This window comes from Serratia sp. JSRIV002 (genome assembly GCF_019968725.1).
In the GTDB taxonomy this organism is placed as follows: Bacteria; Pseudomonadota; Gammaproteobacteria; order Enterobacterales; family Enterobacteriaceae; genus Chania; species Chania fonticola_B.
Window position 1 is genome coordinate 3027149 of record NZ_CP074143.1, and the last position, 21392, is coordinate 3048540.

The window sequence follows — 21392 nt, forward strand, 5'->3', positions numbered from 1 at the left end:
TCCCACCCCCGTATTTTCATCACCAGCCTCTGGGGATAAATAAGCCGATGTTTCCTTTCTCTGTCACCCGGCAACCCAAGCCGCAATCCCATCCGCAGGCGCAAGCAGCGATCCATGAGGGCAGCGGCTATGAACTGATCTCGTTTGACGCCGAAAAGCTCAACGTTTTCGCCGCCGAGGTTTACTACTGCGAACCCCATTGGCACTCTGCCCCTGAGCTGATCTGCATCTTGTCCGGCGAGTTTTCCGTGACCCTAGGCCATGCCACCTCGGTAGCCAGTGCGGGCAGCATGTTGTATATCAACCCGGATGAAATTCATTCTCTTGAAGCTCGCGCCCCAAACAGCCAACTGCTGACCATCCAGTTTTCCCCCCATCTGTTTGATGAAACCCATCCGGCCCCGCTGATATTTAATCAGGGCGACCGCGCAACAGAGCGGCAAATTAGCAATGCCGTGATCGCCCTGCTCGATAACCTGGTCACCGCACCCCCCTCGTTTACCCGCATTGCCCTGGTTTATCATCTGTTGGGCACGCTTGCCGCCGCAGCGCCAAACCAGGCAGATCAACAGCAGGTTGGCGTCAGGAAAAAAGACCAACAGTTGGTCAAATACGGTATTGAGTTTATCAACCAGCATTTTGACGATGAGCTCAACCTGGCCACCATTGCCGAGCACGCTGGCGTCAGCTACCACCACTTTTCCCGTATCTTCAAAAAGATCAGCGGCTACAATTTTAAAGAATATCTGACCATGATCAGAATTAATAAGGCCAAACTGCTGCTGAAAGACACCAATATCCCGATCACCGACATCAGCTACACCTGCGGTTTCAGCGGCCATAAACAGCTGATTTTTGCCTTTAACAAATATTGCCGCATGACGCCAACCGAGTTCCGAAAAAGCTACCTTACCGCCATCAATTCGGCGGCAGAGCTGCAGATCATGACCGATTTCCGCTGTCTGCCACTGGATCGGCAGATCGTTGCACGTTTACAAAGCTTCAACGCTGACCCGCAATAATTAAAATAATCATTGCCCTATGCCGCCCATGGCTATACTTACCGCAGTAGCTACCGCAGGTATCGCCGTTGCCTGAACTCTCCTGTCTTAACTGTCTGTGGAGCCGTGCCCATGAGCAAATCAGCTAAAACTCCCCGCCCTGTTAAAGCCCCAAGCTATCTGGATGCTCTACTGCCGATAGTGACGTTGATTTTGCTGGTCGGATCTTCCGTTGCTCTGTTTGGACTTGAAGCCGTCAACGGTCCTTTGCAGGTGGCCATCATCCTAAGCACCATGATCACCGCTATGGTCATCCTGAAGAATGGCCATAGCTGGGAGGAGGTTTCCGAGTCTGGCCGCAAAGGCATTGCCACCATCTCGGGGGCCATTTTTATCCTGTTTTCCGTTGGGGCGCTGATTGGCACCTGGAACATGTCCGGCACCATTCCTACCATGGTGTATTACGGCATTATCATGATCACCCCCAACTGGTTCTACCCGATAGCCTTTTTGGTCTGCGTTGGCGTCTCTTTAAGTATTGGCAGCTCCTGGACCACGGCGGGCACCTTGGGAGTCGGGTTGGTTGGGCTGGCCAATATGCTGGGGATATCACCAGAAATTACTGCTGGTGCCGTAATTTCCGGGGCTTACGTGGGTGACAAGATCTCGCCGCTGTCTGAAAGTACCGTATTGGCCGCTCAACTCAACGGCGTCGAATTGTATAAACATATTCGCGCCCAGCTTTGGACCACCATTCCGGCGGCGGTCATTGCCCTGATCGGTTTTATTCTGTTAGGGCTAAATCAGCACAGTGCCTTTGATGCCACCATCACCAACAACGAACTGACCCGTTTTAACGAACTATTCCACATCACCCCGTGGAACCTGTTGCCGCTGGTTTTCCTGTTGGCATTATCGGTAGCCAAGGTGCCCGCCCCGTTAGCCATCATGTGCTCGGCCTTGATGGCGGGGATCATGACGTCCTTTATGCAACCGCAGGTGATCGAACGCTTTATTGTCGAACCCGGTCTTGCCAGCCCGCTGTTGGCCATCAAGGCGGCCTGGCTGGCGATGGCGACCGGCTTCCAGGAGAACTCAGGTATAGAACAGATTGATGCCCTGCTGTCACGCGGCGGTATGGACAGCATGTTGTTTACGATCTGGCTGATTATCGGCGCGGTGACGTTTGGTATTATGGTGGATGACTTCGGCCTGCTGAACAAACTGGTTACGCCGCTGCTGCTGCGGGCCAAAACCGTGGGCAAGCTGTTTACCTCGGTGGTTGCTACCGCGATTGGGCTGAATATTGCCGCGGGCGATCAGTATATTGCGCTGCTGCTACCTACCCGGCTGTACCGTGCCGAATTTGCCAAGCGGGGGCTGGCGCCTGAGAACCTGTCACGCATCGTTTCGGATGCCGGGATTGTCACCTCACCGCTGATCCCCTGGAACTCCTGCGGCGCTTATATGGCTGCGGTACTGGGTGTCTCGACCATGGCCTACATGCCGTTTGCCATCTTTAATATTGCCGCACCGCTGATCACTCTGGCACTAGGCATCACCGGCTTTAATATTCGCCATATCCCGGTGGCTGCCCCGTCAGAAGGAGATAATCCGAGCCGTAAAGCGGTTGAGTAACAACAACCGTGAAACCAATACCGAGGCCACAAAAACCAGGACCAGTAAGGTAAATTTAAGCGTGGCGTCATTAAAGTCATACAGCGTAGTAATGAAATAGAACACGCTGTAGTGAACGATATAGACGCCCACCATCGCTGGGCTGATAAACTCCACGACGCGGGTAAGCAATCGGCTCTTGATGGCGATATTATCAAACAGGATAAACAGCGCCAGGCTCATGCCCAACAGGTGCAAGTGCTCCAATACAAACCAGCCGGCGACGCTGATCTGGGTATGGGTTGATAGGTAAAGTTCGTAGAAATACATGGAGATACCGATGGGGATCACCAGCAGCCTGGCGGCCCACTGCACGCTGGGTTTTTTGGTGAACCTGCGACCCGGTGCTTCCCCCAGCACATGGCCAATAATGTAGTAGCCGCCCCAGACCCAAATAAACGAATAACTGGAGATAAACAGCGGGTCATCTTGGGTATCCAACGGGCTGAAAATGTCCAACAGGGCAATAACGGCAACCAGCCCGGCAAACACGGCCGCAGTGATTTTCAAATGTTTAATACCCTTAAGGATGATGGGGTAAATTAAATAGATGACCCCCATGTTGAGTAATATGCCATTTTGTAGAATATATCCCTGATGAATGTATTGGGTTTTGATCAAGGATGAAACAATGTTCCAGAAAATCATGATCAGGATAATGGATTTTATTTTCACCATGATTTCTTGCCTGGTGAGTTTCTCCACCTCATCCATATAACCGATAATGATAAAAAACAACGGCTTGGCGATAATAGATACAAAGTACAATATGCCCATGGTATTCGCATGGAGGAAACACTCGAAGGCACACATTTGGCTGGTCGAGAAGAAGGTGACGGCGGCAAAACAACTTAAACTCTTTAATGCCTGCTGGCTGACATTGTTGATCATGGTTTTCCATCCATCACCGGGTTGACGTGACACACCCTACTGTTTTTTATAAAAATAATCTTAGTACATTAACACTCACTGCACAACGCGCATCTTTAACCATGATCCGAATGACTACTCATATCATAGGAGTTTTCCTAGAATCCGATAGACAGGTTTTGATATATTAACTATTTTTATACAACCTGCATTTTTATGCTTGAAACACATTGAGCCCCCAAGCCAGTAACAACCCGTTACTTTTTATTATGTTATTGATTTTATTTAAAAAAATGACAAATATAATTATATCTGCAAGTTACAACCCGCCAAAATAAAGCATTATCATCAATTTCATTAGCTTTAAATGATTGTTAATCAAGAATATTCTCATGATTGGTTTTTTATTCCGCCAGGCGACAGCATTTCACCTGCAATCGGAATCAACAGTGCTGATGTTGAAGAAAAAAGTTATTTGCGACAGGAAAATTTGCCGGTTATGACTATGATTTAATCGTAAGTCGGTTGGTAACGTTATCCTTTAATTACGCAATACTTTATTTGACTTGGTGTCAGTAAGGAAAACCATGACGAGCTCATCAACGAATAAACTGTCCCTATGGTCACTCACCGCACTGGTAGTGGGCTCCATGATAGGGGCCGGTATATTTTCTTTACCGGCTACCTTTGGACGCGCTACGGGAGGGTTTGGTGCCATTATCGCCTGGTGTATTGCGGGCGGCGGGATGTTAATGCTGGCCTTTGTGTTTCAAACGCTGGCGCAACGTAAACCCGATCTCGATTCCGGCGTGTTTATCTATGCCAAAGCCGGATTCGGTGATTATCTAGGATTTGCCTCTGCACTTGGCTTCTGGGCCGGGACCTGTATTGGTAACGTCTCTTACTTTGTGCTGATCAAATCTACCCTGGGGGCCTTCTTCCCGATATTTGGCGACGGCAATACTATTCCCGCGGTGTTGTTTGCCTCGGTCATTCTTTGGGGATTCCACATTCTGGTACTGCGCGGGGTTAAAAGCGCTGCGGCGATCAACACCATTGCCACCATCGCCAAAATCCTGCCGATCCTCATCTTTATCATTGTGCTGATCTTTGCCTTCAAAAGTGAAGTGTTTGCACTCAACTTCTGGGGAACACCAGAGACCGCAGCCTCTGCAGCCTCTTTGGCAAGCGTGGGCGATCTCTCTCACCTTAACGACTACGGCTATGTAGGTCATGCCGCCGCCGCCATCGTCCCGACCGCGGAACCCGAATCCCTGTTCAGCCAGGTGCGCAGCACCATGTTGGTAACGGTATTCGTCTTCCTCGGGATTGAAGGTGCCAGCGTCTATTCCCGCTATGCCAAAGAACGCAGCCACGTGGGGATTGCCACGGTGTTGGGGTTCATCGGGGTGCTGTGCCTGTTGGTGCTGATCACCATGCTGTCTTACGGCGTGCTGCTCCGTCCCGATCTGGCGGCGTTGCGCCAACCTTCGATGGCGGGCGTGTTGGAAGCTATCGTTGGGCGCTGGGGGGCGATCTTCATCAGCGTGGGCCTGATTGTTTCGGTACTGGGCGCTTATCTCTCCTGGTCTTTGCTGGCGGCAGAAGTGCTGTTTTCCGCCGCGAAAAGCAAGAGTATGCCGAAAGTGTTCGCTACCGAAAACAGCAATGCGGTGCCCTCTTCTGCCGTCTGGCTGACCAACATCACCATTCAAGTGTTCTTAATCCTGACGCTGTTTAGTGATTACGCCTTCCAACTGGCGCTCGAACTGACCAGTTCCCTGACGCTGATCCCGTACCTGCTGGTGGGTGCCTATGGGCTGAAGCTGGCCATGACCGGCGAAACCTACGAAACCGACAAACGCGATCATAAAAAGGATCTGATCTTCGCGTTGATCGCCACCTTCTACGCACTGCTGATGCTGTACGCCGGTGGTATGAAGTATCTGCTGCTCTCCGCCATCATCTATGGCCCAGGCACGCTGCTATACATTATGGCCAAACGTGAACAGCACGCCAAAGTGTTCACCCCGGCCGAGATGGGGCTCTTTGTAATCGTTATGGTCGCCGCCGTTGCTGCAATCTACAGCATTGCCACTGGCGTTATCACAATCTGATCGAGGCAAGTCATTATGTCGACTAAAAAAAAGACGCAGTCCAAGTTTGGTGTTCATTCAGAAGTAGGGAAATTACATAAAGTCATGGTCTGCGCCCCTGGCAAGGCGCATAACCGGCTAACGCCGAGTAATTGTGATGAGCTGTTGTTTGATGACGTGCTGTGGGTTGAGCGCGCCAAGCGTGACCATTTTGACTTCATGACCAAGATGCGTGAACACGGCGTGGACGTGGTGGAAATGCACAACCTGTTGGCTGAAACCCTGGCGCTGCCCGAAGCCAGAAAGTGGATCCTGGATCAGCAGATTGTGCCTAATGAAGTGTCACTGGGGATCTTGAATGAAACCCGCAGCTTCCTTGATGGCCTGGCACCACGGGCGTTGGCGGAGGTGCTGATCGGTGGCCTTTCCACTACCGAGCTGGCCAAAGAAGGCTATGCCGACCACGAAGAGCTGAAACTGATCCGCGAAGCGGTAGGCATTACCGAATACTTGCTGCCACCGCTGCCGAATACCTTATATACCCGTGATACCACCTGCTGGATCTACGGCGGCGTGACCTTGAACCCGCTGTATTGGCCTGCCCGTCACGAAGAAACCATTCTGACCACGGCGATCTACAAGTTCCACCCAGACTTTGGCGAAGCCAATGTTAACGTCTGGTGGGGGGACCCAACGGTGCACCACGGTACCGCCACGCTCGAAGGTGGGGACGTGATGCCGATCGGCAACAAAACGGTGCTGATTGGGATGAGTGAGCGTACTTCGCATCAGGCGATCACCCAGCTGGCCGCCGCGCTGTTTGCCAACAAACATTCCGGCGTTGAACGAGTGATGATTGCCGCCATGCCGAAACTGCGTGCCGCCATGCACCTGGATACGGTCTTTACCTTCTGCGACCGCGATGTAGTGACGCTCTACCCGGCTATCGTCAATCAGATCAAAACCTTCTCGCTGCGCCCGGATTCTGGCCCAACCGGCATGAAGCTGAGCCGCGATAAAGGCACCTTTGTTGAAGCCATTGCCGGAGCACTGAACCTGAAAAAACTGCGGGTGGTGGAAACCGAAGGCAACGACTACGACACCGAACGCCAACAGTGGGACAGCGGCAACAACATGGTGGCGCTCTCTCCTGGGGTGGTGCTGGCTTACGATCGTAATACCAAAACCAATACCCAGCTACGCAAAGAAGGGGTTGAGGTCATTGAGATTGTCGGTAGTGAGCTGGGCCGTGGCCGTGGCGGCGGCCACTGTATGACCTGCCCGATTATCCGCGATGCCATTGATTATTAATCGCCAGGCGTGATCGGAAAAGGCCGGATTTTCCGGCCTTTTTTATGCTGAAAAAATCACTGCGCATCTACGCGGTGAATATCCCCGATTCAAAGTCCTGCGGTGACAATTTTGGCGGCCGCAGCCAACACGTCTTTACGGGCTTCGGCATTCTGCTGTGGCTGCGTGAAATAGGTCACCAACACCAACGGTGCGTGGTTCGCTGGCCAAATCACGGCGATATCGTTAGTGGTACCGTAATCACCGCTGCCGGTTTTATCACCAACCACCCATGTAGTTGGCAGACCTGCGCGAATGCTGGCTCCGCCGGTAGTATTCCCCTTCATCCATTCAACCAGTTGAGCACGCTGTGGTTCACCTAGCGCTTTGCCCAAGGTCAGGTTTTGCAGGCTTTTTGCCATCGCCTGCGGCGAGGTGGTGTCACGCTTATCACCCGGGATGGCGGTATTTAAAGTGGGCTCGGTACGGTCGAGACGGAAGGTTTTATCGCCGATAGTACGCGCAAATTCTGTCACTTTTGCCGGGCCGCCAAGATGCTCAAGGATCTTGTTCATCGCCGTGTTGTCACTGTACTGGATAGTGGCGGCGCTGAACTCGGCCAGGGTCATCCCGGTATCCAGGTGTTTTTCGGCGATCGGGTTGTAGTTGACCAGATCGGATTGTTTGATCTCCATCCGCTTAGCCAAAAGATTTTTATCCGTCTCGCTCTGTTTTAACAACGCCGACACTGCCATCACCTTGCTGGTGCTGCACATGGGAAAACGTTCATCCCCACGATACAGGATCTGCGAATTATCGGCGGTATCGATCAGCGCCACGCCCAGGCGGCCACCGGAGTTTTTCTCCAGTTCAGATAGTTGCTGCTGAATATTGGCCTTGGCATTAGCGGGTTGCGCCCATAACGGTGCGCTACCGAACAGCAACGGCATAACCGTAGCGACCATCAGGGTGGTTTGACGTAATGTATTTCTAACCATGTTTTGCCTCACATAAAATGGATTAACGCAGCGGAGTTCTTTTCAGATGGCGGGAAATATCCTCTGTTAGGCCGTTATTGACAAGCGACAAGAATTTTCTCTAGCATAAAGAAAATCTTTTGGATAATACCCATGCGCTCTAATCTTCCCCTGAATGCCCTACGTGCTTTTGAGGCCTCTGCCAGACATTTGAGTTTCACACGGGCAGCGCTGGAGCTCTATGTTACCCAGGCCGCCGTTAGCCAACAGGTGCGGCTGCTTGAAGAACGCCTGGGCATGGTGCTGTTTAAACGCTTACCCCGTGGTTTAGAAATGACGGAGGAATCACGGGCGCTGTTTGCCGTGTTAACCGACGCCTTTGGTCATATTGAAAAAGCCTTCCGGCAGTTTGAAGGGGGACAATTCCAGGAGGTGCTCACCGTGGCCGCCGTTGGCACCTTTGCCGTGGGCTGGCTGTTGCCGCGTCTTGATCGGTTCAGGCAAGAGCATCCTTTTGTCGAACTGCGGCTGCGCACCAACAATAACGTCGTCAATCTGGCCGCCGAAGGGCTGGATTTCGCCATCCGTTTTGGTACCGGTTTGTGGCCATCAACCCATAACGAAATGCTGTTTGATGCTCCGTTGACCGTGTTGTGTACCCCCGCTACGGCTAAGCGGATCGTTACCCCTGCCGATCTGCTGCAGGAGGATTTGCTGCGTTCTTACCGTGCTGAAGAGTGGGAAAACTGGTTTGCCGCCGCTGGTCTGCAGGCGGTAAGAGTGAATGGCGCCATCTTTGATTCATCCCGTCTGATGATAGAGAGCGCCATCCATTCCGGTGGTGTGGCGTTAGCCCCAGCGAAAATGTTTGCCCGGGAGCTCGCCACCGCGCAGCTGGTGCGCCCGTTTGCTACCGAAATCAACATGGGCAGTTATTGGTTAACCCATTTAAAATCGAAGGCAATGACCCCGGCGATGGAAATATTTAGCGAATGGTTACTGAAGGAAGCGGCAGAAGATAATACGTAGGGGCGCAGCATGGTGCGCCCCTCGAGTTTGCAGACTTATTGCAGCTCCTCACGGATCAGTTTGGCCGCGCTTTGCAACAGCTTATAGGCCTCATAGCGGTTAGCGTGCAACGGGTGGAAATCCGCATTCGGTTGATATTGGCTATCCAACTCGGAAAACTGCGCCATCGCCTGCTCCACCGAGGCGGCAACCTTCCCCGCCACAGCACCCAGGATAGCCGACCCCAGCAATACCGGTTCTTCCGCCTTGGTCGTCAGCACGGCGCAACCACAGCTATCCGCCAGCAACTGCCGCACCAACGGATGACGGCCAGCCCCGCCGCTGATCACGATCTGCTCAACGGTGACGCCCATCTGAGACTGGGCATCGAGGATTTGCCTGAGTCCATAGCCAATCCCGCAAATGCCAGCAACATACAGGGCCACCAGATTATCGAGATTGCTTTCCATACCCAACCCGGCAACCACGGCACGGGAATGGGGATCGGCAAAGGGGGCGCGGTTGCCAAGGAACTCGGGAACCACATGCAGGCCATTGGCGAGTTTTGCCGCTTCCGACGCAGAAACCATTTTGGCCAGTGCCAAATCGGCCAGCAAGGTTGGCAGTGAAATACCCAATGCCTTAGCCTGCTCCGTTGCCTCTGGTGCCGCGGGGTGGAACGAAACCAACTGCTTGATCGCCGCCCCCGCCGCGCTCTGCCCACCTTCATTCAACCAATATCCCGGCACCATTGCAGAGTAATATGGCCCCCAAACGCCTGGAACAAAGGCCGGGTTTTGCGTAGTGGTCATCGTGCATGACGACGTGCCAAACACGTAAGCCAGGTTATTGGTGACGCCACCGCCGACACCGACGGTACCAATCCCGCCAGCATGGGCATCAATCAAGCCCACGGCGACGGGCGTGCCCACTACTAATCCCATTTCTTTGGCGGCTTCTGTCGTCAAGCCTTCGCCACAAGTCGTACCGGGCTCTTGGATGCGATCCCCAATACGGCGGAACGCTTCGTCTGCCAACTCTTCAAGGCCGATGGTACGGAAATAGTCCGGATCCCAACGTTTCTCATGGGCCAGATAGGTCCATTTGCAGGTCACCGTACAGACGGAGCGAGCCAAGTCCCCAGTGGCACGCCAGGTCAGGAAATCGGCCAGATCGAAGAACTGCCAGGCGCTATCGTAGACCGTACGACGGTTCTCCTTCAGCCAAAGCAGCTTGGGCGTCTCCATTTCTGGGGAGATTTTACCGCCAACGTAGTTGAGCACCGGATGTCCGGTGGCGTTGATCCGCTCGGCCTGCTCCGTGGCCCGATGGTCCATCCACACAATAATGTTGCGGTCGGGATCTTCAGATGGCCCTACTGCCAGGGGGTTGCCGTCTGCATCGAGTACCACCAGGGAACAGGTGGCATCAAAGCCGATGCCTGCCACATTGTCTGGGGCAATACCGGATGCGGCAACCGCCTGCTTGATGCTGGCACACACCGCTTGCCATATCTCACGGCTGGATTGTTCAACATAATTTTCCGGACCGCGGAACAGGGTGATCTCTTGGCTGGCATGCGCCAACATGGTACCCGAGAGATCAAAAACCCCTGCCCGTGCGCTGCCAGAACCCACATCGACACCAATAACGACCTGCTGTTGATTGTTCATCATTTTCACCTATCAGAGATCGACGCTATTTGGCAGGATCACCAGATCACGTACGGTGACATGCTTCGAGCGCGTTACCATAAACAATACCGCTTCGGCCACTTCCCTTGGCTGCATCAGGCTGCCGTTGGCCAGAGCCTCTTCCATCTTGGCTTTTGGCCAATCGTCCAGCAGCGCGGTAACCACCGGCCCCGGCAACACGGCGCCAACCCGCACACCATATTGGGCCACCTGTCGGCGTGTGGAGTGCACAAATGCCTGAACGGCAAATTTTGAGGCGGTATAAATCGGTTCCCAGATCACCGGGACGACCCCGGCGATCGAACTGGTAAACAGAATATCGCCAGACTTTTGCTCGATCAGATGCGGCAGCACTGCCTGCACAGAACGGAACGCGGCGTTAATATTGAGATTAAGCACGCGATCCCAAACGTCCGGATCCCCTTCTGCCACCGGGCCGCCAATATAGGCGCCGGCATTGGCGTGAAAAATATCGAGTCGCCCGGCCGCCGCTAAAATACCGGGCAGCATGCCGGAAACCTGCTGCGGGTTGAGCAAATCGATGACCAGTGGATACGCGTTTTCGCCAAGTTCATCGGTCAGGCGTTGCAGCTTTTCCTGGTCACGGTCGATCAGCACCACTTTAGCCCCGGCCTGCAGGAAAATACGCGCGCACTCCAGGCCAATACCCGAGGCCGCGCCGGTTATCGCCGCGACCTTACCTTTGAGGGAGAAATTCAATTGGGTGAAATCTGTCATGGTTGGGTTCCTTTATTAAACAAGAGATCAAATTTTCACGACGAAGTCACCGCGTGTGAGTTCATCGAGTTAAGAAATTTGGCTGTCAATATTGCCCCTCACCCTAACCCTCTCCCAAAGGGAGAGGGAACCGAGCGTGCCACGGATTAGCTATCGAGCCTAACCTCAGCACCGAATTCGCAAGGGCTAAAACGTACCCCTTTTCCTGACCCAGCCTGATATTTGCAAGTGTTGGAAACGCACCACAGCCGCTGACCTCAACGCCGTACCGCCCACTCTCCCTGTGGGAACCGAACGTGCCACGGATTTGCTCCCGTGCCTGATTTCAGCACCGAACTCGCAAGAGCTATAACGTACCAAGAGCTATAACGTACCTTTTCCTTACCCGGCTTTATCTTTGCAAGGGTTGGAAACGCACCACCGCCGTTGACCTCAACGCCGTACCGCCCACTCTCCCTGTGGGAACCGAACGTGCCACGGATTATCTATCGAGCCTAACTTCAGCACCTAAATCGCAAGGGCTAAAACGTACCCCTTTTCCTGACCCAGCCTGATATTTGCAAGGGTTGGAAACGCACTTCCGCACCTGACCTTAACGCCGTTCCAGCCCCCTCTCCCTGTGGGAGAGGGTTGGGGTGAGGGGACGTTTACGCACCGTGTCATACTCTTTGCTCACGACGCTCAATCGATTGAGCATAATTGCTACTTTTTATTTTTACTGTCAAGATATAGAAAATTGGGGAGCGAAATTTGTGACTGGGTTCAAAGCAAAAAAAACGACGATTTACGATCTGGCCGAACTAGCCGGAGCCTCCTCAAGTGCGGTCAGCGCCGTGCTCAATGGCAGTTGGAAAAAGCGCCGCATTGGCGCCCAACTGGCAGATAAAATCCTGCGCCTGGCCGAAGAACAAGGCTATACCGTCAATCAGCAGGCCAGCCTGCTGCGCCGCCGCAAATCAACCATGATCGGCATGATCGTCCCCAAGTATGACAACCGTTATTTCGGTTCGATCGTCGAGCTATTCGAATCGATGGCTCGTGAACGCGGCCTGTTCCCGGTGATTACCTGCACCAGCCGCGATCCTGAACTGGAAATCGAAGCGGCGCGCACCATGCTTTCCTATCAGGTTGACTGGATCATCTCCACCGGTGCCACCGCCCCCGACAATATCACCGAGGTCTGCGCTGCTTCCGGTATTTCAACGCTGAATCTCGATCTGCCAGGCACCCTCGCCCCTTCGGTGATCACCGATAACTATGCCGGGGCTAAAGAGCTGACGTTACGAATTCTGGCCAACTGTGAAAAACGGCTAGGCTACCTCAAGCCGCTGATCTTCGTAGGGGGGCGCGGGGTTGACCATAACACTACGGAACGCCTGCGCGGCTTCAGAGATGCCCACCGGCAGTTAGGCGTTGAGGTCATCGAAGAGAACCTGTTGGCCTGCGGCTATTCCCCAGACAAGGCCGAACTGGCGATGAAGACCTTTATGGCTCAAGGCGGCGATCTGCAAACCGGGCTATTCGTCAACTCGACGATCTCGCTTGAAGGCGTGATGCGCTGGTTGGTGGCGTCTGGCTATCGCGGTGATAAGCAGCCGGTGATGGGCTGCTTTGACTGGGACCCTTTCGTACTGTTATTAGGCCATGACATCGTGATGGTGAAGCAGGACGTCAACAAGATGTTGCAGGCGGCATTTGCGCTGATCGATGCCAACTCCCAAGAAAAGCAACTGATTGAAATACCGCCGATCTTCCCAGAGATGATTTGAGGTAACTGCAGTCCACAGCAAAATGCACGGTAAGGGAGTCGGGATTAATAATCTTTTTTTCTGAATATAACAGGCGATGTAAGCAGGCAATCAGAAGTAAACCATTGTCCCCAAACATTATGATTAACGGATTTCTGATAACTCGGGTTCCAGCAAAAGACTCATATCAAAACCCGTTATCCGAAAACCAACCTCTTTATATAACTTTAAAGCCCTTTGATTATCCGGGGACACTCTTAGTTCTACCTCATACACGCCCTGGCCAGTCAGCTCATTCAGAAACGCACGGATAAAATCCCTGCCCATCCCCTTACCCTGAAACTCTGGGATAAGCATTATATCTGACAAAAAAACTGAGTTATCCTCCAAGCTGAACCACAGATATCCCACAGCCTGAGCGTCATGTTCATAAGTTCTAAAATGGTTATTTTGAGTATTGATACCCGCCGGCAAGGCTGTTTTAAATGATTTCGACGCTTCTTCCTGGGCTTTTTTACGGCTGTACCGATGATTTGTCATCAGGTCTTCAATATAGTCATTTAAAGAGAGGTCCGCCCAGAGGTCAAACTCGTCGCAATGCATGGGCCTATAAATTGATTTGGGGATTTTTGACTGTTTTGTTTTCAATCTACTGTCTCACACTTAATAGTAACGTAACGCATGCTGAGTACTACCCTATCGAATTAGCCATCGATTCAACATAAGTCTGGTGCGGCGAATAACTTGCCGATTAACTCCGCATACACTTGGATTTCTTGATCCGGTACATGGTGGAGTCCCCTTCTGCCAGCAAGGTTTCCAGGCTATGGGGCGTGGCGGGATCAAACTCGACGATGCCATAGGAGAACGCCAGTTGGTAAGGGGTGATCTGCGAGGCATTATGTTCATCCACGTAGCGTTGCAGGGCTAAAATTCCCTGTTCGGCTTCGCTTTTGCTACGGCTGCCCATCAGCGCGACAAACTCGTCACCGCCCAAACGGGCTATCACGTCAAAATAGCCAAACACCCGTTTCATCAGCTCGGAAAAATAGATTAACGCCCGGTCACCTTCCCCATGGCCGAAAGTGTCGTTAATCAATTTGAATTTATCGAGGTCGATAAATATCAGGCTGGCCTTAACCCCTTTCATCTGACAATGTTGCAGCATGTGACCTGCCAGGGAGATAAAGCCACGGCGATTGGATATTTGCGTCAGTTCGTCAGAAGTTGATGCCTGAAAGGCACGTAGCTCATCTTCGACCATCGAGGCCAGATCGCGCAGCGCCACCGCATCTTCGGCATCAAACTGCCGGGGTTTATCGTCGATCAGGCACAGGGTCCCCATCTTCAGATCGCCGGAGTAGCTCAGTGGACAACCGGCGTAGAAACGGATGTGTGGCGAGTCTTTGACCAGAGGATTATCCGCAAAGCGATCGTCCTGCAGCGTATCGGGAATGAACAAAATATCGTTACCCAGAATGGCGTGACCACACAACGAAATATCTCTTGGCGTTTCCGTAGCCGCTCCCAGCCCACAGTTGGACTTGAACCATTGGCGGTTTTCGTCTACCAGACTCACCAAGGCAATGGGGACACCGAACAGCCGGCGGGCCATGCGTGTCACCCGATCGAAGCGCTCTTCTGGCAGAGTGTCCAACAGATGCAGGGAACGCAGAGCCTTCAATCGCTGTACTTCATTCGCAGGTATCTCTGGCGTTTTCATCGCTACATCCACTCCAATTAAACTCAAGGTCTTTCTCGGGAAAGCAAGACAGCTAGTTGCAGGATAATATCGTTCGCCACCGCTGGCAATCCGATGCACAAAACAGATGCCACTTTGCCCCTGTTTTCAGACGTTTGATTAGGCTATCGCCACCTAAACTAGCCGTTTAGGCTTAAAAGCAAGGCATCCGGTGTGGCAAAACCCTTTTTACGCAGTGGCAATCTAGATGACGTTCTTACATTGGGCGAAAATGGACAACCTGTTTATGCGTTGGCGTCGCAGTTGCGTGAGGCGTTGCGCCTTCAGCAACAGTCAGCCGTAGCGGATTGCCTGGCGATCCCGATCCCCAACGCGCAAGGCGATCGCATTGACTGGTATGCGCCCATTGCTGGGCGGGCGATCTCTTGGCTGGCGGCTGATGACGACGCCCGAGCGGCTGCCTTGCCGCTGCTGGAACATTTCCAGACCACCGCAGAAGCCATCAGTCTACGCGCTCGCCACAGCGGTAAAGCCAACTTGCAAATGTTTGCGACGCTGCTCAGCAAGGCCATGCAGTTCCCGGATCAGAACGCCGTTTTCCTGGTGGATGGCAAACCGGTGATCACCTTCTGGGGCTGCGTGAAAGCCGATGGCAAGATCAGCAACGCGCCTTTGGATTGCCTGCGCCCGAAAGATCGCCCTGCGCCCCCCATCGCCCCGCCAATTATTGAACCCATTGCTGAGCCCATTGCTGAACCGCAGCCGCCAGCACCTCTGCCAACCACGGCGGATGACAAGCCTCACCATGCCTGGTGGCTGCTGCTACTGCCTGCTGTTTTCATTCTGGCCGCCGCGATTTGGTTGTTGCTCCCTAAACCAACCCCTCAGCCAGCCATAAAAACGGTTGAGCCAGCCAAGGTACAACCCAAGCCGGTTGTTACTGCGGCCGCTCTACAGTTGCCATTAGGCTATGCGGAGGTGCTTCCTCCGCCGGTCCTCACGCCGGTAGTGGTCGATAAACTGGCGCTGACGTTACCCTCCGAAGCGGTAAAGGTCGGTTCTACCGCTTTCCTCAACGGCAAATGGCGCGTCACCTTGGCGATCAAGGATCCGCTGACCGGCAAACCGCCGAGCCTGCTATATCAGTTTAGCCGTGGCAAGGGCACCGCCAGGATCGTACAGGGTGACAAAGTCACCTGCCGGGTCGAGGTCAACGCCGGTCTGATGCAGTCCGGCAATCTGGTGATCAACAGCCGTACCAAGGCCCGTTGCAGCGACGGTTCCCGTTATCAAATGCCGGAACTGGTGTGTAAGCAAGGTGAAGCTGGCGCCGCCGCAGAATGCAGCGGGCGTTATGGCAACAACGAAACGGTATTCCCTATGACGATCAAGCGCGAGAGTAAATAATGTTGGCGACCCCCATCGCATATCCGCAGCGCGTTACGCTGATACCCAACAGCGGGATCCAATTTCTGGACTTCTCCCTTACGCCGGTGTTGGACGCCGAGCGACCGGGCAAATTTGTCCGTCAGACTGCCAACGGCCCACTGCTGCGGCTGAACTATCATCAGGCCAAGGATCGCTATTTCCTGCCGGTGGCCCCCGGCGAACCGGCCGAAATGGTACGTCCGGAATTCAGCTTTCCTCTGGAACAATCATTGCGGCTGCTAGATCGCGTTTGGTTACCGCTGCCGTTCTTGCGCTTCAACCCGCCAAACAGTTTTCTCAGCGGGCCGGACAACTGGGCGCGTATGCAAATCAGACGGTTGGAGCAGCCGGACCGGCAAGGCCATACGCTGCGCATCACGTTGGCATTTGACACGCAAACCTATCCTGCAGGGCATGAAAACCAACAGTTGGCTCCCAATCAGCAGGACATCGCTACTGGGCTGAGCTTTGCGCTAGCACACCATAGTCAGGATCTGGGTGATTTCCTGGATGCCACCTGGGTTGACGGCTGGCTACGTGAGGTCTTTACCCAACAGGCCATCGCCCTGGAGCAGCGCCCGGAACGTAATATCAACGCTTCGCTGCGTGAATTTGAATATCAGGCGCACTACCTGAACCTGCTGGAGCTGCTGGCCAGCCAGCTAAACGTACCTAATATCACTCTAGGTAGCGATGTGCAGCAACCCGCCGTGAATGTGGATTTGATCCTCGATGTCGGCAACTCTCATACCTGCGGCATCCTGGTAGAAGATCACCCGGCGGAACGCAACGGCTTGAAACACAGCTATGAACTGCAACTGCGCGATCTCAGCGAACCGCATTATCTACACCAAGGCCTGTTTTCCAGCCGCACGGAGTTCGCCCCCGCCAACTTTGGCAAGGCGAATTACTCGTTTGAAAGTGGCCGCGACGATGCGTTTCTCTGGCCTTCCCTGACCCGAGTCGGCCATGAAGCCTGCCGCTTGGCTCAGCAGCGGCAAGGCGATACGGCATCAACCGGCCTGTCCAGCCCACGGCGCTATCTGTGGGATGAGGAGAGTTACGGCCCTGGCTGGCGCTTCAACCGTACGGCAGAGCAAAGCCTACAGGAACCGCCTGCTATCGCGACACCATTGGCTCTGTTGATCAATGACCAAGGCCAGCCGTTATCCAGCCTGCCACCGGAAGAACGCCTGCCGGTTTTCACCCCAAACTACAGCCGCAGTTCGCTGATGGCCTTGATGTTGAGCGAACTGTTGGCCCAGGCGCTGATGCAGATCAACAGCGTGGCCCAGCGGCTCTCTTTGCGTGACGGCGCAGCACCTCGCCGTTTGCGTAATATCATACTGACCCTGCCTTCCGCCATGCCGGTACCGGAACGTGAAATCTTCCGTCAGCGGATGCATGAGGCGATCGCGCTAGTGTGGCAAGGCATGGGTTGGCATTCGGCAGATGAAGACTTGAACGGCATAGCCAGTTCGGTGCCGGTCCCCGCCGTGCAGATGGAGTGGGATGAGGCCACCTGCGGCCAGATGGTCTATCTGTATAACGAAATCCAGGTCAATTTCGCGGGTCAGGCTGAGGCGTTCTTTAGCGCCATGGCACGTCCGGACTCCGCTGAACCGGGGAAAACGCTGCGTATTGCTTCGGTGGATATCGGCGGCGGCACCACCGATTTGGCGATCACCCAGTACCGTCTGGAAGAGACGGCTGGCAATAACGTCAAGGTGACCCCGCATCTGTTATTCCGCGAAGGGTTCAAGGTGGCGGGCGATGACATTCTGCTGGAAGTGATCCGCCTGTATCTGCTGCCCGCCCTACAGGCCGAGTTCAAACGCATCGGCGTGGCGGAACCGGCAGCCCTGATGGCCGAACTGTTTGGCCAGAACGAGAGCCCAGTGCTACAGCAACAAGTGACACTGCAACTTTTCATCCCGCTCGCTCAAGCGATCCTGGAACGTTATGAAAGCTTCACCCCGGTGCAGACTCGCAGCGAGATCGACGCCGTGCTGGGCGAACTGTTAACGCAAAGGCCTACCGATAACGTATTGAAATATATCAATGCTGCGGTACAACGCGGTTTACCGGCAGAGGCGGAACTTTTCGATGTTTTGCAGACGCCGCTCATTCTACGGCTGAGCCACTTGCATGGTGAATTCCTGGCACCGCGCATGGCGCTTACCCGCAATCTGCGGTTGTTGACCGAGGTGATCGCCCTGCACAACTGCGATGTGCTGCTGCTCACTGGCCGCCCTTCCCGTTTCCCCGGCATTCAGGCCCTGTTCCGACAGCTACAGCCGGTGCCGATCAACCGCATCGTTTCGCTGGATGGTTATCACACCAGCGGCTGGTATCCTTTCAGCCAGCAAGGGCGGATCGATAATCCCAAATCCACTGCGGCGGTCGGTGCCATGCTGTGCCTGTTAGCGCTGGAATTGCGTTTACCAGGCGTTTACTTCAAGGCGGCCGATTTCCGCCCTTATTCAACCGTGCGTTATCTGGGCCGCCTGGATGCGGATAACCGCTTGCCTGCCAATCAGGTTTTCTATGCCGAGCTCGATCTGGATACCCCGGATGGCGGTTTGGACAGCAACGTCAGCTTTGCCCTCAACGGTGCGTTGTACCTGGGATTCCGCCAGTTAGATAACGAGCACTGGCCCGCCGCCCCGCTGTTTACCCTGACGATTATCGATCCGCAACTGGCGCGTAACCTGGCTGGCGATAACCTGTTACGGGTTAAAATTGCTCCGCAGCCGGACTTTCCCGCTCGCTGGAGCATCACTAGCGCCGAACTGGAAGACGGTAGCCCGGTGCCCACCGAACATCTGCAACTCAAATTGAATACGCTGATCGACAGTGCCACCGGGGCTACCCACTATTGGATCGACAGCGGGAGCGTTTTTGCATGAAGTCAGCCATTTCCCCAATCTCCCCGCTTAGCCAGCGCTGGCCGTTATTAAATCAAGGTATCGCTCAGGCGCTGGCCTGGGCGGATAATACCCGCCTGCAGACGCCCCGTTTCGCACTGGAAGCGCCTACCTTGATGCTTAATCTACGCCGTTGCCGCATCCGGCTTCAACGGCTGGCGGTTGCTGCTACTCAACGCGGAGCACTGGGCTTTTATGGCCGTTCGCAAGCGGCAAAACATCATCTTATCGCCTCGCTAGCTACGGCCGAGCCAGACTGCCTGGCGACTACCTTCGCCGGTAAAACGCTGGATTACCTGACGCATATTCGTCCGGGACACTCCGCCGTAGGGATAGCGATCCGCTTTAGCCACGCCGTACCTCAACAAGATCCTGATTATCCGGTGCAGCTTCAGTTGCTGACGTCGGTAGAGTTAGTGTGGATGTTGGCGCGTAGCAGCCATACGCAACAGACAATAGAAAAAACAGAGGTCGAAGAGCTCATCACCTCTTTGACAAAACGTTGCCAACCTCAGGCAGTGCCAGGTATCGGTGCCGATGATATCGTTACCCTCTGGGATAGCTTGCGCAGCGACGACCCACAGTTACAACATCGTTGGGACAGCGAATACTGGCCAAACGCCTTGGCTATCGCTCCCTATCTGTCCGTTGACGACCGGGCGCAGCTGTTTGCTCCGCTATGGGGGAAAGAACCGGCATTAACCGCATGTTATCGCCGTCTGGCTTACCGCTTGGATCAACTGGAGGGCGCAGCAAGCGTACGGGCTCCGCTCAGCCTGCTGACGGATGAAAATCAGCAGCCCAGCTATGGCATCCTGATGCCAGCAAGCCTGGAAGAGACCGATGACAAGGTTCAGCTCAAACTCGATAACGGCGTGATGACGATGCCCTTGGCAGACCTCAGGTTATTGACCGCAGAGTTGTTGATCCCTTTACAGAGCCACCCGGCCCATAGCGGCTTTGCGTCAACCGATTATCTGGATCTACCTGCCTATAGAGCAGACGACGAGAGTCTGCAGCAGGCCAAGAGCCTCACGCTGCTGCAACGTTATAGCGACCAACAGGCCATGCAAGCCTTGATCGTCTGCCATGCTGCGGCCTGCCGTGAAGAAGCCACAATGGTCGGCCAGGCGCTGGATCATTGGGTACAACAACATCAGGAAGCCGATAGCCGTGGCCATCCCGATTTGATCTGGGCATTTACCCCGTGCGATCGGCGTTCGTCGGCCCATTTTGACCAAGCCGTCCAACGGTACGTTGGCCAACCCGGCGAGGTTTGGGGAACGCTACTGGCGATGAATGAAGATGAAGTCCGGCGTATGACCGACTACCTGCTCACGTCGGTGAATGTCGCAGCCCGCCATAACCGCCTGCAACAACGTTTCGATCGTCATGAGCAAGAGTTACGGCATAACCTGCTTGGCCGCTGGTTCAACGTGGCAACCGAGGATAAAGCGCCCCTCGCCAAGGCTACGGTAAAAGCGTTGCAGGGCCGCACCACGCTGCATGGCGAACTGCTGGAGCACCTGTTGCCAGACCGCAACGCCCTACTGCCTCTCTTTTGCCAGCAGCAGCAAGATCGCCCACATAACGACGATCCTTTGGCGATCGAGCTAGATCTGTTTGACGAGCAACCTACAGCGGCATCTCCGCTAGAGTCTGGTGCTAACGTGGTTTTGCAGGTGCAACAGCTATGGATCACCCAACTGCGTAATCTGGCCGATCATCGTGCGTTAATCGACCTGCTGGCCGTTGAAACAGCTACCTTGACCACGCTGGCCGATGAGTTGATCACCGCCAGTTTCCGGCTGGGTATCTGGCAACGCTTAGGGAATGCCTTGGCCGAACCGGGACTCGTGGGCCACAGCAGGGAAAATCACGTCGAGCGGCAAATCGCCTGTACCTTGACGATACTGGGAGATTTTGTTGCCTGGCTTGGCTTCCAGCTGCGTCCGCAGGCGCAACGGCCAGAAAGCCGCATTAACCGCGGCCATAAGATCTTTACCAAACCCAGCCAGAGCGCCGAGCTACGCATGACCGCATTACCTGTCGAGCCGATCAATAACACGGCGCTGTATATATACGATTGGCTGGTGGGGTTATATCAATTAATCACTGAGAATGCGGGCCACGGCGGTGGGCAAGCGCTGAGTGAACAACAGCGTGAACGCTTGGGAAAAATTCTTCAGGGAATGGGTTAGTTCAGCAACCTCTCTCCCTTCGGGGAGAGAGGCAA

Annotated in this window: 15 protein-coding genes; 9 read left to right on the forward strand and 6 right to left on the reverse strand. The window is 54.2% G+C overall.

From position 1 onward, the window contains the following. Positions 1–47: 47 nt before the first annotated feature. Positions 48–1022 (forward strand): AraC family transcriptional regulator, encoded by a 975-nt coding sequence (locus tag KGP26_RS14275; RefSeq protein WP_218519343.1) that lies wholly within the window; start codon positions 48–50, stop codon positions 1020–1022. A gap of 111 nt (positions 1023–1133) precedes the next feature. Further along, complete coding sequence (locus KGP26_RS14280) at positions 1134–2639, forward strand: Na+/H+ antiporter NhaC family protein (protein WP_059200833.1); 1506 nt, start codon at positions 1134–1136, stop codon at positions 2637–2639. Here KGP26_RS14280 and KGP26_RS14285 read toward each other — a convergent pair. After that, positions 2601–3569, reverse strand: a complete 969-nt coding sequence (locus KGP26_RS14285) for an acyltransferase family protein (RefSeq protein WP_223665618.1) — start codon at positions 3567–3569, stop codon at positions 2601–2603. The genes KGP26_RS14280 and KGP26_RS14285 overlap by 39 nt on opposite strands. A 566-nt stretch (positions 3570–4135) precedes the next feature. On the opposite strand from KGP26_RS14285, the gene KGP26_RS14290 reads away from it, so the two are divergent. Together KGP26_RS14290 and arcA are read left to right on the forward strand one after the other, a co-directional pair. Continuing rightward, positions 4136–5665, forward strand: coding sequence for an amino acid permease (locus KGP26_RS14290; RefSeq protein ID WP_223665619.1), 1530 nt, complete (start codon positions 4136–4138; stop codon positions 5663–5665). A 15-nt stretch (positions 5666–5680) separates the two neighbouring features. Then, positions 5681–6955: an arginine deiminase gene (arcA, locus tag KGP26_RS14295; RefSeq protein ID WP_021177942.1), complete on the forward strand. Its 1275-nt coding sequence runs from the start codon at positions 5681–5683 to the stop codon at positions 6953–6955. Between the two features lie 89 nt (positions 6956–7044). Here the strand turns inward: arcA and KGP26_RS14300 are convergent, their stop codons facing one another. Then, positions 7045–7932 carry a class A beta-lactamase FONA-11 gene (locus KGP26_RS14300; RefSeq protein WP_021806421.1) on the reverse strand — a complete coding sequence of 296 codons (888 nt, stop codon included), beginning with the start codon at positions 7930–7932 and terminating at the stop codon, positions 7045–7047. A gap of 132 nt (positions 7933–8064) precedes the next feature. On the opposite strand from KGP26_RS14300, the gene KGP26_RS14305 reads away from it, so the two are divergent. Then, entirely contained in the window at positions 8065–8940 is an 876-nt protein-coding gene (locus tag KGP26_RS14305) for a LysR family transcriptional regulator (protein ID WP_021177940.1), read from the forward strand. 35 nt (positions 8941–8975) lie between these two features. Here KGP26_RS14305 and KGP26_RS14310 read toward each other — a convergent pair whose 3' ends face one another. Both KGP26_RS14310 and KGP26_RS14315 read right to left on the reverse strand, forming a co-directional pair. Then, positions 8976–10592, reverse strand: coding sequence for an FGGY-family carbohydrate kinase (locus KGP26_RS14310; RefSeq protein ID WP_223665657.1), 1617 nt, complete (start codon positions 10590–10592; stop codon positions 8976–8978). 12 nt (positions 10593–10604) lie between these two features. Then, complete coding sequence (locus tag KGP26_RS14315; protein ID WP_021177938.1) at positions 10605–11351, reverse strand: SDR family oxidoreductase; 747 nt, start codon at positions 11349–11351, stop codon at positions 10605–10607. Between the two features lie 752 nt (positions 11352–12103). Between KGP26_RS14315 and KGP26_RS14320 the strand changes: the two genes are divergently transcribed. Next, the gene (locus KGP26_RS14320) at positions 12104–13120 is read left to right on the forward strand and encodes a LacI family DNA-binding transcriptional regulator (protein ID WP_223664125.1); all 1017 of its coding nucleotides are present in this window, start codon (positions 12104–12106) and stop codon (positions 13118–13120) included. A gap of 123 nt (positions 13121–13243) precedes the next feature. Here the strand turns inward: KGP26_RS14320 and KGP26_RS14325 are convergent, their stop codons facing one another. Together KGP26_RS14325 and KGP26_RS14330 are read right to left on the reverse strand one after the other, a co-directional pair. Continuing rightward, the gene (locus KGP26_RS14325) at positions 13244–13747 is read right to left on the reverse strand and encodes an N-acetyltransferase (protein WP_094981250.1); all 504 of its coding nucleotides are present in this window, start codon (positions 13745–13747) and stop codon (positions 13244–13246) included. A 103-nt stretch (positions 13748–13850) separates the two neighbouring features. Continuing rightward, positions 13851–14822 carry a sensor domain-containing diguanylate cyclase gene (locus KGP26_RS14330; protein ID WP_059200840.1) on the reverse strand — a complete coding sequence of 324 codons (972 nt, stop codon included), beginning with the start codon at positions 14820–14822 and terminating at the stop codon, positions 13851–13853. Positions 14823–15014: 192 nt separating this feature from the next. Here KGP26_RS14330 and KGP26_RS14335 point away from each other — a divergent pair, with 192 nt between their 5' ends. The 3 genes from KGP26_RS14335 to KGP26_RS14345 are packed head-to-tail and all read left to right on the forward strand — an operon-like array spanning position 15015 to position 21357. Beyond that, positions 15015–16208, forward strand: coding sequence for an SrfA family protein (locus KGP26_RS14335; protein ID WP_223664128.1), 1194 nt, complete (start codon positions 15015–15017; stop codon positions 16206–16208). After that, entirely contained in the window at positions 16208–19138 is a 2931-nt protein-coding gene (locus tag KGP26_RS14340) for a virulence factor SrfB (protein ID WP_223664130.1), read from the forward strand. Before KGP26_RS14335 ends, KGP26_RS14340 begins: the two co-directional genes overlap by 1 nt. Continuing rightward, positions 19135–21357, forward strand: coding sequence for a virulence factor SrfC family protein (locus KGP26_RS14345; protein ID WP_223664131.1), 2223 nt, complete (start codon positions 19135–19137; stop codon positions 21355–21357). The genes KGP26_RS14340 and KGP26_RS14345 overlap by 4 nt, the downstream gene beginning before the upstream one ends. Positions 21358–21392: the final 35 nt, after the last annotated feature.

Excerpts from the sequence above, each read along its gene's own strand:
- KGP26_RS14275 (WP_218519343.1), top strand. The coding sequence starts at position 48 with ATGTTTCCTTTCTCTGTCACCCGGCAACCCAAGCCGCAATCCCATCCG.
- KGP26_RS14280 (WP_059200833.1), top strand. The coding sequence starts at position 1,134 with ATGAGCAAATCAGCTAAAACTCCCCGCCCTGTTAAAGCCCCAAGCTAT.
- KGP26_RS14285 (WP_223665618.1), bottom strand. The coding sequence starts at position 3,569 with ATGATCAACAATGTCAGCCAGCAGGCATTAAAGAGTTTAAGTTGTTTT.
- KGP26_RS14290 (WP_223665619.1), top strand. The coding sequence starts at position 4,136 with ATGACGAGCTCATCAACGAATAAACTGTCCCTATGGTCACTCACCGCA.
- arcA (WP_021177942.1), top strand. The coding sequence starts at position 5,681 with ATGTCGACTAAAAAAAAGACGCAGTCCAAGTTTGGTGTTCATTCAGAA.
- KGP26_RS14300 (WP_021806421.1), bottom strand. The coding sequence starts at position 7,932 with ATGGTTAGAAATACATTACGTCAAACCACCCTGATGGTCGCTACGGTT.
- KGP26_RS14305 (WP_021177940.1), top strand. The coding sequence starts at position 8,065 with ATGCGCTCTAATCTTCCCCTGAATGCCCTACGTGCTTTTGAGGCCTCT.
- KGP26_RS14310 (WP_223665657.1), bottom strand. The coding sequence starts at position 10,592 with ATGAACAATCAACAGCAGGTCGTTATTGGTGTCGATGTGGGTTCTGGC.
- KGP26_RS14315 (WP_021177938.1), bottom strand. The coding sequence starts at position 11,351 with ATGACAGATTTCACCCAATTGAATTTCTCCCTCAAAGGTAAGGTCGCG.
- KGP26_RS14330 (WP_059200840.1), bottom strand. The coding sequence starts at position 14,822 with ATGAAAACGCCAGAGATACCTGCGAATGAAGTACAGCGATTGAAGGCT.
- KGP26_RS14340 (WP_223664130.1), top strand. The coding sequence starts at position 16,208 with ATGTTGGCGACCCCCATCGCATATCCGCAGCGCGTTACGCTGATACCC.
- KGP26_RS14345 (WP_223664131.1), top strand. The coding sequence starts at position 19,135 with ATGAAGTCAGCCATTTCCCCAATCTCCCCGCTTAGCCAGCGCTGGCCG.